This window comes from Cellulophaga baltica 18 (assembly GCF_000468615.2).
Taxonomy (GTDB): Bacteria; Bacteroidota; Bacteroidia; order Flavobacteriales; family Flavobacteriaceae; genus Cellulophaga; species Cellulophaga baltica.
Map to the genome: position 1 here is coordinate 89193 of NZ_CP009976.1, position 14338 is coordinate 103530.

General features: G+C 35.2%; 10 protein-coding genes and 2 tRNA genes. 5 read left to right on the forward strand and 7 right to left on the reverse strand.

All coding sequences use genetic code 11. The annotated features are described in order from the left end of the window. Nucleotides 1-98 precede the first annotated feature (98 nt). A complete protein-coding gene (locus M666_RS00305) occupies nucleotides 99-596 on the forward strand; it encodes a metallophosphoesterase family protein (protein WP_025614123.1) in 498 nt (165 codons plus the stop codon). Nucleotides 597-845: 249 nt separating this feature from the next. Here the strand turns inward: M666_RS00305 and M666_RS00310 are convergent, their stop codons facing one another. Continuing rightward, nucleotides 846-1256, reverse strand: coding sequence for a DUF4293 domain-containing protein (locus M666_RS00310; protein WP_024479498.1), 411 nt, complete (start codon nucleotides 1254-1256; stop codon nucleotides 846-848). Nucleotides 1257-1445: 189 nt separating this feature from the next. Between M666_RS00310 and rho the strand changes: the two genes are divergently transcribed. Further along, nucleotides 1446-3164: a transcription termination factor Rho gene (rho, locus tag M666_RS00315; RefSeq protein ID WP_029445435.1), complete on the forward strand. Its 1719-nt coding sequence runs from the start codon at nucleotides 1446-1448 to the stop codon at nucleotides 3162-3164. Between the two features lie 216 nt (nucleotides 3165-3380). Then, a complete protein-coding gene (locus tag M666_RS19850; protein WP_029445434.1) occupies nucleotides 3381-4088 on the forward strand; it encodes a hypothetical protein in 708 nt (235 codons plus the stop codon). Between the two features lie 1931 nt (nucleotides 4089-6019). On the opposite strand, the gene rpsT is transcribed toward M666_RS19850, so the two are convergent. The 4 genes from rpsT to proS form a co-directional block, all read right to left on the reverse strand. Next, nucleotides 6020-6271 carry a 30S ribosomal protein S20 gene (gene rpsT, locus M666_RS00330; RefSeq protein WP_024479492.1) on the reverse strand — a complete coding sequence of 84 codons (252 nt, stop codon included), beginning with the start codon at nucleotides 6269-6271 and terminating at the stop codon, nucleotides 6020-6022. A 50-nt stretch (nucleotides 6272-6321) separates the two neighbouring features. Then, a tRNA-Glu gene (locus M666_RS00335) sits at nucleotides 6322-6393 on the reverse strand. Between the two features lie 56 nt (nucleotides 6394-6449). Continuing rightward, a tRNA-Glu gene (locus tag M666_RS00340) sits at nucleotides 6450-6521 on the reverse strand. A gap of 78 nt (nucleotides 6522-6599) precedes the next feature. Continuing rightward, nucleotides 6600-8075: a proline--tRNA ligase gene (gene proS / locus M666_RS00345; protein WP_025614117.1), complete on the reverse strand. Its 1476-nt coding sequence runs from the start codon at nucleotides 8073-8075 to the stop codon at nucleotides 6600-6602. A gap of 96 nt (nucleotides 8076-8171) precedes the next feature. Here proS and M666_RS00350 point away from each other — a divergent pair, with 96 nt between their 5' ends. Then, nucleotides 8172-9395 (forward strand): hypothetical protein, encoded by a 1224-nt coding sequence (locus tag M666_RS00350; RefSeq protein ID WP_029445432.1) that lies wholly within the window; start codon nucleotides 8172-8174, stop codon nucleotides 9393-9395. Between the two features lie 30 nt (nucleotides 9396-9425). Continuing rightward, entirely contained in the window at nucleotides 9426-10934 is a 1509-nt protein-coding gene (locus M666_RS00355; protein ID WP_029445431.1) for an OmpP1/FadL family transporter, read from the forward strand. 50 nt (nucleotides 10935-10984) lie between these two features. Here M666_RS00355 and M666_RS00360 read toward each other — a convergent pair whose 3' ends face one another. Next, nucleotides 10985-12397, reverse strand: a complete 1413-nt coding sequence (locus M666_RS00360; protein WP_226989943.1) for a T9SS type B sorting domain-containing protein — start codon at nucleotides 12395-12397, stop codon at nucleotides 10985-10987. Between the two features lie 142 nt (nucleotides 12398-12539). Next, complete coding sequence (locus tag M666_RS00365) at nucleotides 12540-14327, reverse strand: T9SS type B sorting domain-containing protein (protein ID WP_029445429.1); 1788 nt, start codon at nucleotides 14325-14327, stop codon at nucleotides 12540-12542. Between the last annotated feature and the right edge of the window lie 11 nt (nucleotides 14328-14338).

Genomic DNA, 14338 nt, shown 5'->3' on the forward strand with positions numbered 1-14338 from the left:
TACTAAAGAAATACGATATTACTTCTTCACCCCTTTACAGGTATCACAACTACAGAAGCGCACTTGCATGCTTTTTAATTTATTAAGAAACTTAACGAATGACCCGAATACTTTTACTTTCAGACACACATAGCCACATAGACGACACGATACTTAAGTATGCAAAAAAAGCAGATGAGATTTGGCATGCTGGTGATATTGGCACCTTAGAGGTTACTGACAAACTAAAAAAAATAAAACCAACTAGAGTGGTCTATGGGAATATTGATGATCATTTAGCGCAAATGGAGTTTCCACTAGACAATAGGTTTATGTGTGAAGAGGTAGACGTTTGGATGACGCATATTGGCGGTTACCCAAACAAATACAACCCTAGAATACGAGAAGAAATTAAAAATAATCCTCCAAAACTATTTATTAGTGGCCATTCTCATATTTTAAAAGTAATGTGGGATAAGAAATTAAATCTTTTACATATGAATCCTGGCGCATGTGGCACCCATGGTTTTCATCAAGTACGGACCATGTTACAATTTGTAATAGATGGTAAAGAGATTAAAGATTTAGAAATTATTGAATTAGGAAAAAGAGGCTAATAGCTACTAAAATACTTTCTAACGACTATTACAGTAAATGAACACATATGTTTAGTATTACTCATAGTTACAAACTCTAAGTAGTTTACCATAGAAAGCGTGAAATATGTACGAACCAAATCAGCACATTTACCTATAGCACTAAGGATAGAAACTGCTAGAAGCAAACATCGACACCCATAATTTTAAAGCATAAAAAACCCGGGCACTACCCCGGGTTCACGCACTAATACTACTAAGATGTTAGGTTTAACGTAAGCGATCAACAGATTTTACAAGATCCTCATCCTTCCTAATTGCCTTGTTGGCCAAGACTAAAAAAACGATAGAAAAAATAGGAATCAGCATCCCAATACCCTTCTCAGAAACCGAAATCTCTCCAGATAAGTTTAGCGATCGATAAACGAAAAATCCTAGTAAAAAAAGGTTCAATATCATATTCAATCTGTTTACCACAAATTGGTTTTGTCTTTTTTTGTATAACACTATAGCTATCAAAGCCAATATTGCAGAAACGAAGAAAGCGCCTGAGATAAGAATATCATCTTTAGCAAAAATTTCTTTTCCTTTAACATCTGACCATAGGTTTACCCAGAACGGTAAAGCTGCCGTTAAAAGTATTACTATAAGTAAATATAATGTTTGGATTCTTTGAATCATTCTCTAAATTATAATTTAAGACTGCAAAATAAGCGTCTTTTTAAGAAATATCAATGAAATATTGAAAATAATTTGTAATATTGTCTCACAGTACCATAACACTCACCAATATTTAGGACATCGTTCCGTTAATTTTCAAGATTACAATACACTTCATTTTATAGAGACGTATAATTTATTCAATTATTAATGTTTGAAATTTCAGATTTAAAATCAAAAAAGCTTCCTGAGCTTCAGGAAATAGCCAATGGTTTAAATGTACCAAAGTACAAAACCTTAAAAAAACTAGACTTAGTTTATCAAATTTTAGACGTGCAAGCTGCCAACCCTAAAGTTGTACAAGCTGCAATAAGTAGTACTACTCCCGAAGTAGCAGAAAAACCTAAGCCAGCAAAGGCTCCTAGACCTAAAAAACCTAGAATCACGGCTAAAACTGATAAAAAGGAAGAACCTGTTGTTGAAAAACCAACAGACAGCGCTCCGAAAAAACCAGCAAGACCTAACAAGCCTAATCCAAGGCCTGTTGCGGCAAAAGATGCACCTGCTAAAACAGAAGCTACTCCTAGTAAAGAGAGTACTCCAAAAGAAGCAAGAGTTCCGCATCCAAAAAATACGAAGGCTCCTGTTGCTAGTCAGAAAAAAGAGTTTCAAAAAAAGACGCCTGTTCACAACAACCAGAACAATAACAATAGTAATCCAAATCAAAACAAACCTAATCCTAGACCAAAACAGGAGAAGAATAATAATTTTGACAAAGATTTAAAGAACAGGTATAAGGAACCAGAATACGAATTTGATAGTATTATTGCTAGTGAAGGTGTTCTCGATATTATGCAAGATGGCTACGGCTTCTTACGTTCTTCAGATTACAACTACTTATCATCTCCAGATGATATTTATGTATCACAATCACAAATCCGTTTGTTTGGTTTAAAAACTGGAGATACCGTTTTAGGAAATGTCCGCCCACCAAAAGAAGGTGAAAAGTATTTTCCTTTAATAAAAGTGAATAAGATAAATGGTATTGATCCACAAGTTGTACGTGATCGTGTCGCTTTTGAGCATTTAACACCCTTATTCCCTCAAGAAAAATTTAATTTATCAGAAAGACAAGGTACCATATCTACACGTATTATTGATTTATTCTCTCCAATTGGAAAAGGACAAAGAGGTATGATCGTATCGCAACCTAAATCTGGTAAAACAATGTTGCTTAAAGATATCGCAAATGGTATTGCAGCAAACCACCCAGAAGTATATCAAATTATATTATTAATTGATGAACGTCCTGAAGAAGTTACAGACATGCAACGTAACGTTCGCGGAGAAGTTGTTGCTTCTACTTTTGACAAAGAACCTACAGAACACGTTAGAGTTGCTAATATCGTCTTAGAAAAAGCCAAAAGACTAGTAGAATGTGGTCATGATGTTGTTATCCTCTTAGACTCTATAACACGTTTAGCGCGTGCTTACAACACGGTACAACCGCCTTCTGGAAAAGTATTAAGTGGTGGTGTAGATGCCAATGCTCTACATAAACCAAAACGTTTCTTTGGAGCTGCTCGTAATATAGAAGGTGGCGGATCGCTATCTATTATTGCAACTGCTTTAACGGAAACAGGTTCTAAAATGGACGAGGTTATTTTTGAAGAATTCAAAGGTACCGGTAACATGGAACTACAATTAGATCGTAAGATTGCTAATCGTAGAATATTCCCTGCTATAGATCTTACCTCTTCTAGTACACGTAGAGATGATTTATTGTTAGATGAAGCTACGATACAACGTATGTGGATTATGCGCAAGTATTTAGCCGATATGAACCCAATAGAAGCGATGGAGTTTATTGAGCAACGCATTAAACAAACAAAAAACAATGAAGAGTTTTTAATGACGATGAGTCAATAAAATTAACTCTAATTTCAAATACAAAAAGCCCAATGAAAATTTCATTGGGCTTTTTTAATGGCCTTAAAACTGGTTCTTCATTAGCGTATCATTACGAAATAAAGCCATTAGAGTTCTATTTATCAATTATTTCAAATATATTTACAAAGCATAAAAAGCACAATCCCCTCTACGGCTCACATGCAACTAATTTCACAACACTAAAAATCATAACCGATGAAACGTAAAAAAAACTTGGGATTGCTATTCGTTGCCTTCTCATTAATTGTAAGCTGTAATTCCGAAAAGAAACCAACCACCCCTGACACGGAACCTGCACACAAAGAGTTACAGGAAGAAAAAACAAAAGAAGTAAAAGCTCCTGAGCAAATTATAAGCATTACAGAAGCAAAACAAGATTACGACAATTACACTAAAAAAAGAGCTCAATTAATAGAAAAAATAGAAGATCCTTTAGAAGATGGTTCTAAATTTATTGCTTCTCGTTATGGCGATTATGATATAGAAACGGTAAAAAACTATATTGCCTATGTAGAGCAAGAAGCTAAAGAGGCTGGAGTAAAAGTAGAAACCTTACGTTTTTATTTTTCTACCTACCCAGACAAAAAAGATTTTCCTGATCATAAAAAAGTAAAACACCCGCGCCAAAATTCATTTTTCATCCTTCCAACAATGAAAGTTGACGCTATGAATATGGGTTTTTATATTAAAGATTTAGGTGACGGCAAGAAAGAAGCTGCATTGATCCGAGACTATCCGGGAATCTTAGACAGTAAAATGGGAGACACTCATAAGAAAACGAATAAATCTTATGCCTCTTTCTTACCCGCAACAACAGCACCCCTAATGTTTGCTGAAGAAAGTTTGATTATGAACACTATTCAAATGTCCCCTCCACCACCGAAGGGATCTGATTTTAATTAACATCAGTCAATTATGATTGATATTCTTGACAAAATATTAGAAAATTCTTTTTTACCCCTATATTGCCTAACTACTTTTGTCTCTTTATATAATTATAATAAATATTTCGATACATCATTGAAATATTTACCTATACTTTTTATGTACACTTTGCTCAATGAATCGTTAGGTACATTTATAAAATACAACCCTGATTTTAATCCTATAATATCGGGGTTTTATTCAGATCATAGCCAAGCACTATATAACGCATATAATTTTATTTTCTTCGGTTACTTTTTCTTTGTTTATTGGAGTTTTATAAAATCAAAAAGAAGAAAAATAAAATTTATTTCATTTATTTATGTGCTCATATGTATAATTAATATATTTTTTCAAAATCCAGTATTAGATTCTTTAATATTGATGTATATAACAGGAAGTATAATATTAATATATATTATCTCAATCTATTTTAGATTAGACAATAAAATTCTAAGAACTAAATTTTCTAAACATAGCTTGGTTTTTTGGTTAAGCATCGGATTACTAATATTTTACTCAGGGTTTATACCAATTATTATTTACTATTCAAACACAAGTTTTCAAAATATTGAAATTTATCATAACGTTAGACGCCTTCACATTATTCTTGTTGATATAATGTACATATTTTTCATCTATGGCTTCATTCAAATGAAAGGAAAATTAAAAGTATAATCTAATCATTAATTTCACTATATTAAACATATTAAGCCCCCGTAATTTGTTTAAAGAAATATTCTCGGATCACTATTTAATACTTTACGTACTTACAATAGGAGCTTCTATTGTCAACTACAAAAAGTATTTTGAAAGTAAATTGCGGTTTCTCCCCGTTATGTTAACCTATATTTTATTAACAGAACTACTAGGTTTGATCATCAGAATAGACCCAAATTTAAATCCGTTTATCACCGGGTTATATTCCGACTACAACTACATTATATATTACGCCTATTCACTTATATTTTTTAGCTACTTTTATTATATCTTTTGGCATTACACCTCCAGTAAAAAAATAAAAAATATTATAGCTTATGGAGGAATAGCTTATTTAATCATAGCGTTTATAAATGCCTATTTCAAAAGCATCATAACGGAAAGGCAGTTATTCTCTTACACCTACGCTTCGCTCTTACTTATTTTTATATCCGTAAATTTCATTTTAGAAAACAGAAAAAATCCATTGCTTTTCAAAAGACTGCTTTTCTGGATAAGTCTAGGGCTAATCATCTACGAATTAGTCTACTTTCCAATTAATATTATATATAGCCATATTACAAGGGAAAACGTTGCCTTATATTATCAAATTGCTCCTGTTCACAAAGCAGCATCATTTACAATGTACTGTTGCTTTATTATCGGCTTTATCGTCATGAAACCCAAACCGAGATAACCTCACTTCATTCAAATAACCTCTCCCCCATATATTCTCGTAATAAGATAATAACGCCGTTAAGTTGCTTATTTGAGCTTAAAACCAAATACCTCAACCTATCTATTTAAACAAACCCATTAGTCCTACATCAAAATACGAGCACACTCCCATGACCATTGTTTCTAATATAAAAAAAAGATTATGAAGCAGGAATTTAAATGAAAGTTCATCACAGACCCTATGCTGCACTAGGCATGTACACGCAACGCTAAGCAGCTTTAGAAACGATTGATATATAACTGTGCGATTTTACGCTTTTGTCACCTAGAAGCGCAATAAACAGCCCTTAATAAAGGAATAAGAAAACAATACTATTTTGAGTCAAAGTACGGACCACTAAAATAGACAAACCTTAGTACTAAAAAGATATTTAGGACTAGGACTCTTTAATGAAGATTTTTATAAAAATAAAAGCGCCTCATCAAGTGATGAAGCGCTTTATATATTCTGTATAGCAAATTTCTACAAAAACTTATAGAGCTGCAATTTGCTTAGATAATTTACTTTTAAGATTAGAAGCTTTGTTAGCGTGTATAATGTTACGCTTAGCTAATCTATCAATCATACTTACAACAGTAGGAAATAAAGTTTCAGCAGCTTTCTTATCTTCTTCAGAACGAATCTTCTTCAATACATTACGCATTGTTTTGTGCTGATATTTATTACGTATACGCGCTGCTTCGTTTCTTCTAATTCTCTTTAACGCTGACTTGTGATTTGCCATTTCTTTTCTAATTTATTTATTTAGGATTTTCAATCCTTAATTTTTTTAAGTAGTCCGTAGGGGAATCGAACCCCTGTTACCAGGATGAAAACCTGGCGTCCTAACCCCTAGACGAACGGACCATAATATATTTGAACTTAACGCCAAAAAATAGAGCAATCTATTTAAAAGCATTTTGTAGTCCGTAGGGGAATCGAACCCCTGTTACCAGGATGAAAACCTGGCGTCCTAACCCCTAGACGAACGGACCAACACATTGCGTAATTGCGGATGCAAAAATACAACTATTTTTTACTATTGCAATAGCTAATTATATTTTTTTGAAAAATTAATACGCTTTTGCAAAAAGCACTCGGTTTTTTGAAGGTTTTCCAGTAAGAATACAAACTCCATTTTCCGGCTTTACATCTATCGGAATACAACGTATTGTTGCCTTTGTCTCATTTTTAATTCGCTCTTCCGTTTCAGGAGTACCATCCCAATGCGCAGAAATAAAACCTCCTTTATTTTCTAAAATTTCTTTAAATTCATCGTAATTTTCTACTTCTGTGATGTGATTCTCTCTATAATCTAATGCTTTTTTGAAAATATTCTTCTGAATATCTTCTAGTAAGAATTCAATTTTAGCTACAATTTCATCTGCCTGAACCGTTTCTTTTTCTAAAGTATCTCTTCGGGCAACTTCAAAAGTTCCATTATCCATGTCTCGCTGTCCAATAGCCAAACGAATAGGCACACCCTTAAGTTCATACTCCGCAAACTTAAATCCTGGCTTATACGTGTCTCTATTGTCGTATTTAACAGAAACTCCTTTTGCACGTAATTCTTTTACAAGTGGCGCAATTCGCTCAGAAATAGCATCTAACTGGTCATCACCCTTATAAATAGGAACAATAACAACCTGTATTGGTGCTAATTTTGGAGGAAGTACCAAACCTTTATCATCACTATGCGTCATCACTAACGCCCCCATTAATCTGGTAGAAACTCCCCATGAAGTAGCCCAAACTAATTCTTGTTTTCCTTCTTTAGAAGTAAACTTCACATCAAATGCCTTTGCAAAATTCTGACCTAAGAAGTGAGACGTACCTGCTTGCAAGGCTTTCCCATCTTGCATTAAGGCTTCAATACAATACGTTTCTATAGCACCTGCAAAACGCTCTGTTTCTGTCTTTAAACCTTTTATTACAGGAACAGCCATATGATTCTCAGCAAATTCCGCATAGATATTCATCATTTGCTCTGCTTCTGCTACAGCTTCATTTTTTGTGGCATGGGCGGTATGCCCTTCTTGCCATAAAAATTCTGCCGTACGTAAAAATAAACGTGTACGCATTTCCCAACGCACTACATTAGCCCATTGATTGATTAATATCGGTAAATCTCTGTAAGACTGAATCCATTTTCTGTAGGTATCCCATATAATAGTTTCAGAAGTTGGTCTTACAATAAGCTCTTCCTCTAACTTAGCATCAGGGTCTACAATAATTCCGCTTCCATCTTCCGCCATTTTAAGTCGGTAATGCGTAACCACAGCACATTCTTTTGCAAAGCCCTCTACATGACTCGCCTCTTTACTTAGATATGATTTAGGTATAAATAAAGGAAAATAGGCATTCTCATGACCTGTTTCTTTAAACATGGTATCTAAAGCTGCTTGCATTTTTTCCCATATGGCATATCCATAAGGTTTAATCACCATACAACCTCTAACTCCCGAATTTTCAGCTAAATCGGCTTTTACAACAAGTTCATTATACCATTTAGAATAATCCTCGCTTCTTTTCGTTAAGTTTTTACTCATAGCACTTAGTTTGGCACAAATCTTGTACCTTTATTTAAAAAATAGTTCGGTAAAACTAACTATTTTTACAGTGTTCAACAATTAAATTTCTAATAGATGATACATCCAGCACCCCTCCTAAAAGTCAGAGCAGCTATCTTAGTGCCAATTTTAGCATTATTTTTAGTGTCTTGTGGCTCATACCAACAATCTTCATATTATGATAACGATGGTATTTATGCTAACGAAACCGTACAATATACTGAAAGACCTTCTGCACCGGTTCAGCAAACAAATAATCCTTATGCCAATTACTTTGGACAAAAGGCCGATGAATATCAGGAAATCTTAGATGATGAGATTTTCACAGATATAGATGGGTATTATAGCCAAGCACAGGACAGTACTGACATGGCTTACGAAGATAGTTATTATAATGATGATTATAACAACTATGACGGTTATGGCGGATGGGGAGAAAATCCAACAAGTGTATCTATAAACTATTACAATAATAACAATTGGGGCTGGGGCGGTGGCTACGGTTGGAATAACTGGGGCTGGAACGGTTATTATAATAATTATGGCTATTGGAACAGACCGTGGGGCTACAATCGTTGGAATAATTGGGGCTGGGGCGGCGGCTACGGTTATAATGGATTTTACGGTGGAGGTTTCTATGGTGCAGGTTTTTATGGCGGAGGTTTTTACGCTCCATACTACAATAACTACCACAACCGCTACAATAATTACGGCAACAGAAGCTATGCACGATCGTATGGCAGAAGAGGTAACTACAGATCTAGCCTATATAGCAACTCAGCTTTAAGAAGTAGATCTGCCTTATCTAGCTCTAGATCAAATTATTCTACTAGCAGAAGTAGAAGCAACGCAGCAACTTCCAGAAGTTCTTCGTACAGAACTGGATCAAGCACCAATAGAAACTCTAGTTACAGAACTTCAAGAAGCACAAGAGTATCTCCAAGCTCCAGCAGAAGCGCTAGAACAAGCTCTACCTACAGAGGAAGCTCAAGCAGTCCAAATAATAATAATAATAATAGAAGTACCTACAGCAGATCTTCTTCAAGAACATATACACCTTCAACAAGCAGGTCTTCTAGTAGCAACTCAAGAAGCAGTAGCCCAACAACAAGAAGTTCTAGCTCTAGAAGCAGCTCTCCTACAACCACTAGAAGCTCTAGCAGTAGATCTAGTAGTGGCGGAAGTTATAGATCTTCAGGCAGTTCTTCTAGAAGTAGCAGCTCTTCTTCTTCAAGAAGCAGCGGTAGCTCTTCTAGATCATCATCTAGCAGTAGCAGAAGTAGTGGTAGAGGAAATTAAGCTAAGATTTAAATTTTAATTAAGATTGATATGAAAAAGTATATTACTTTGGTCATGGTAGCGGCATGCGCAGCTATGAATGCACAAAATATTGATGACGTTTTAAGATACAGTACAGATAACTTACAAGGTACCGCAAGATTTCAAGCAATGAGTGGTGCTTTTGGAGCTCTAGGAGGAGATTTATCATCCTTAAATATCAACCCTGCGGGATCGGCCGTTTTTAACAACAGTCAGTTTACCCTTTCTGGAACTAATTTCCACGTAAAAAACAATACGTTCTATACTGGAAATAACTCTTTCAATTCTACAGAGAATAATTTTGACATTAATCAAATTGGAGGCGTATTTGTATTTAATAATAGTAACCCTGATGCAAATTGGAAAAAATTTAGCATTGGCTTAAATTTTGACAAAGTACAGAGCTTTGACAATTACATCAATGTAAATTACAATACCACACAGGGTATTGACAACTACTTCTTGAGTTTCGCACAAGGCCTACCTCTTGGCCCTTTAAAATTGCAAGATGGAGAATTTATAGAATCTGCCTACTTAGATATTGGTTCTAGCCTAGGCTTTAGAGACCAACAAGCCTTTTTAGGAATTTTTGGTGGCGCCATAGATGCTGTAGACCCAGACAACGACAACAATACTGACTATATTTCTACAAGTGAATACAATTCGGTTACTCAAAATTATCGTCAAATAAGCACAGGATACAATGATAAATACACGTTTAACATGGCCTCTCAGTATCAAGACAATTTATATATAGGAGCCTCTATTAACGTGCACAGTATATTTTTGGATCAACTTACTGAACTTACAGAAAACGGCTATAATGCAGATTCTGATGTGCAATTCACCACATTTGACAATCTATTAAGCAGCCGCGGAAATGCTTTTTCATTTAGCTTAGGTGCAATTGCAAAAGTAAACAACAACGTAAGAGTTGGTGGTAGTTACCAATCTCCTACATGGTACCGCATTTCAGATGAATTTTCTCAACGTATTAATTCAGATATAGCCGATCAAGATATAGGCTTTATCAATTTTAATGTAATAAATACCTACGATAAATACACCATTAAAACTCCAGGAAAAGTAACAGGTAGTTTAGCCTTGGTTTTTGGAAAAGATGGTTTATTAAGTTTAGATTACGGTTACCAAGATATGTCTAAGGCAGAATTGAGACCTGATTCTGATCCAAATTTTTTAACTGAAAATGAATTTATTTCAGAACAATTAAAAGCTGTTTCCTCTATTAGATTAGGTGGTGAGTACAGAATCAAACAAGTAAGCTTGAGAGCAGGATACCGTTACGAGCAAAGTCCTTACGAAAATAACTTGATAGGAGATTTAAATGGAATTTCGGGTGGTCTTGGATACAATTTTGGTCCTAGCAGATTAGATTTAGCAGTAAACTCATTCTCACAAGATAGAAGTCGTACTATTTTAAGTACTGATCCTACCGCCAATTTAAATATCGATAGAACAAACACCAATGTTACGCTATCCTATACGGTGAACTTCTAAGAAAAATATCATGTAAAGCATATTAAAAGACTCGCCCTAAAGCGGGTCTTTTATCTTTTTAAAGTAAAGTGATTCTGCAACAGCTTTGCAACTACTACTCCATTTTCTGTACCTGCGTATTCAAATCTGAACCAATAATCAGAGCCTGGCATTGTTCTACCAACATAAGTACCATCCCAAGCGCTATTTACATCTAATTGTTTTAACAATTTACCATAGCGATCAAAGATAAACACCACAGGATCTATGATGCTAGGATCATCAATTCCTTTAATATTCCAAGTATCATTTATTAAATCTCCATTGGGTGTAAAAAACTTTGGATACCCTATCACTAAAAACTCTATAGGTTCTGTTATACCACAACCATTCTTATCATTAATGATTACCGTGTTTATCCCCGGAGGAACATCATAAAATATAGGAACGTCTCTAAACGGCCCGTCATTAATGGCATATTCATAAGAACCATTACCTCTTAGATCCTCTACAACTATTTCTATATTATTTTGATCAGGAGCATTCGTTAGGTTAGAATTTAAAACAATTACCTCTTGCAAAACTGGAGGCCCGAAAACGGTAATTAAAATTCCGCCTACATCAACAATAGTTGGAGGTGTCCCTGAAACCGTTGTTATTGTCACAAAGTAACGCCCTGAGTTTGCAACTTGAGCAGGAATCACTAATTCTGCCGCAGTTGCTGGAGGACCACTCAATAAATTAGCGTCATCAATTACGCCATCATCATCATAATCTACAGACCAAACTATAGATGCTATATCTGGACCTGCAGGAGAGCGTAAGGCACTTAATGTAATATCCGCGTCACCTTCACAGGCAGCAATGTCCAATCCTAAAAATTCATCCCTTAAGGTACAATCTAATGCCGTATCTTGGTTTTCACTTACAGAGCCCCCTGTGAACGTAAGCTCAAAAGGCTCGGGATCATCATCAAAATTTGTATTAAAGTTGTTAATTAGAATATAATAGACCTCCCCCGCCGTAACATTTAGGTACTCATCATAGGTATTCAAGCTCTGGGTTTGATTAGGTCTCCCTTCATCACCATTTTCTGGATTTACGCCTAAGCCTGTAAAACGTGTTGTATTCACTTCATAATTACAACGTATTGGTTGCGCTGTGCCGTTAGAGATAGCCTCACAATCTACATCAGGACCATACACCGCAAAATCCCACTCAGCAGTATCAGAAAGGGCTTCAATATCAAAACCAACTTGACCACCCGTACCTGCTCTAAAAACAAACCAAGAAGTGTTATTTTCAATATTAGCAGAACTTACGCTACCCTTTTCTAAACATCCCGTTTGTAAAATTACTTCGGGATCAAAATCCTCTATATCCCCTAATCCGTCTGCAAGACCCAAGTAAGGTATATCTGCACATACGGGAATTGCCGTTCTACAATCTGGTGAATTTTGAGCAAAAGTTGTCAAAAACAACATAAAACAAAGCACGCTTAAAAATAGTCTCATTTGTGTGTGATGGTGTGTGTGATATGGGGTATTAACTTAATATACGGTCAGTTTAGTATATTTAGCCGCTATTATTTGCATTTAATCGATGAAATACCTGTGTTATTTAGCGCTATCGCTTTAAAGAAAAGTGATTGTTTATATATTTTGCAACAACCCTACTACCATCGGTTTCTAAGTAACTTAGTTGAAACCAATAATCTGAAGCAGGCATTTGGATTCCTTTATATAAACCATCCCATGCTGTTTGTGTAGGATCTAGCTGTTGTAATAATTTTCCATAGCGATCAAAAATTAGCAGTACCGGACTGTCTAATGTTTCTAAGCCTTCTACAGACCACTCATCATTAATCCCATCGCCATTAGGGCTGAAAAATCGCTTAAACCCAACCACTATAATGGTTTCAGAATCCGTGCCACAACCTTCTAAATCATTCACAGTAACCGTATGCATACCTGGTAAAACATTGGTAAATTGTGAGCTCATCTGAAAAGGTTCCTCATCTATCTGATATTCATAGTTGCCATCCAATTCTGTGTGAACCAAAACTGTATTATTTACCTGTAAATCATCAACAACTACTGTTGTAATGCTGGGTGATTTTGAAATAACCAAAGTCACATCAAAAACCTCTGTACAGGTTAGCGTACCAACCGTGATACTTACCGTAAGTTCATAAATTCCTGCCGCTGCCACGTTTATAGTTGCAGTACTTTCACCTGTACTCCACAAATACGTGAAATTTGAATTTGGAGTATCATCACCAATACTAGCAGAAGAAATAGCCTCACACAAGTAGACCGTTGCTGGAAAATCTTGCACTATTCCCTCAGATACTATCAATTGAAAATCTTGAGAAGCATCATAACAATTAGGATTTGCTAGTGACGAAATTCTAATATAAATTGTTTCTGTACCTGCTGATTTTACATGATTATTTTCTAGAGCATTAAACCCCGTAACAGCATCAGAAAATGTTGCATGGTAGGTGATTAAAAAATCATCTGGATTTTGAGACCCTAAAACTTCTACATCAACGGTACTTAAATCAAAAACCGCTTCATCAAAACAGAAAAATTTATCCATCACAGTATTAGCTACAGGCCTTGCAGAAAAAGACACTTGAACATCACTAATAATATTGTCTGCAGCTCTCGTAACTACCACCCGATAATTAGACGAATCCAACACATTTAAAATAGCAGTTGTGGCTCCTACAATTTGCGTATAACCACTACCATCATCCCGATACCATTCATAACTTAAGGCACCAGTGCTAGTAGCATCTAATTGTACAAAATCTGATTCACAAGCCGCTATAGGCGGACCTAAAAGATTACTTATAATAGTACAATCTAAAGCATCATAGGGATTTGTTACAAAAATATCACCCGAAAATTGGATTGAAAAACCTGAATTTACATTTGAAAAATTATTAATTAACAGGTAATATTCTTCGCCTGGCACTACAGAAAGCCAATCTTCATATTGTATATTATCTGTAGCTCCCGTAGGGTCCTCTCCTACTCCTAGAAAACTATTTTGATCGCCATTATCTAAAAAATTACAACGCAACGGATCTCCTAAATTGGAACAGTCATCTGTTTTGTATAATGCAAAATCCCAGTCTTCATCCGTAGCTGTACTGATATTAAATCCTAACTGCCCTGATGCCGAAGTTCTAAAGCGATACCATGCCGAATTTGATTCTATAGATCCTGAAGCGGTACGCTCTAAACAACCAGACTCACTGACTCCTGCAAAATCATCTACCCCAAAACTATTTGTCCCGCTATTCACCGGTGTATTATTACAAATAGGAATAGCCGTTGAACAATCTGGAGAGATTTGCGCAATGGTAAAATTAGAAAATAAAAAAAATAATATAATAAATCTCATTAGAGATACTT

Excerpts from the sequence above, each read along its gene's own strand:
- M666_RS19850 (WP_029445434.1), top strand. The coding sequence starts at position 3,381 with ATGAAACGTAAAAAAAACTTGGGATTGCTATTCGTTGCCTTCTCATTA.
- M666_RS00350 (WP_029445432.1), top strand. The coding sequence starts at position 8,172 with ATGATACATCCAGCACCCCTCCTAAAAGTCAGAGCAGCTATCTTAGTG.
- rpsT (WP_024479492.1), bottom strand. The coding sequence starts at position 6,271 with ATGGCAAATCACAAGTCAGCGTTAAAGAGAATTAGAAGAAACGAAGCA.
- M666_RS00355 (WP_029445431.1), top strand. The coding sequence starts at position 9,426 with ATGAAAAAGTATATTACTTTGGTCATGGTAGCGGCATGCGCAGCTATG.
- M666_RS00305 (WP_025614123.1), top strand. The coding sequence starts at position 99 with ATGACCCGAATACTTTTACTTTCAGACACACATAGCCACATAGACGAC.
- M666_RS00360 (WP_226989943.1), bottom strand. The coding sequence starts at position 12,397 with ATGTTGTTTTTGACAACTTTTGCTCAAAATTCACCAGATTGTAGAACG.
- M666_RS00365 (WP_029445429.1), bottom strand. The coding sequence starts at position 14,327 with ATGAGATTTATTATATTATTTTTTTTATTTTCTAATTTTACCATTGCG.
- proS (WP_025614117.1), bottom strand. The coding sequence starts at position 8,075 with ATGAGTAAAAACTTAACGAAAAGAAGCGAGGATTATTCTAAATGGTAT.
- rho (WP_029445435.1), top strand. The coding sequence starts at position 1,446 with ATGTTTGAAATTTCAGATTTAAAATCAAAAAAGCTTCCTGAGCTTCAG.
- M666_RS00310 (WP_024479498.1), bottom strand. The coding sequence starts at position 1,256 with ATGATTCAAAGAATCCAAACATTATATTTACTTATAGTAATACTTTTA.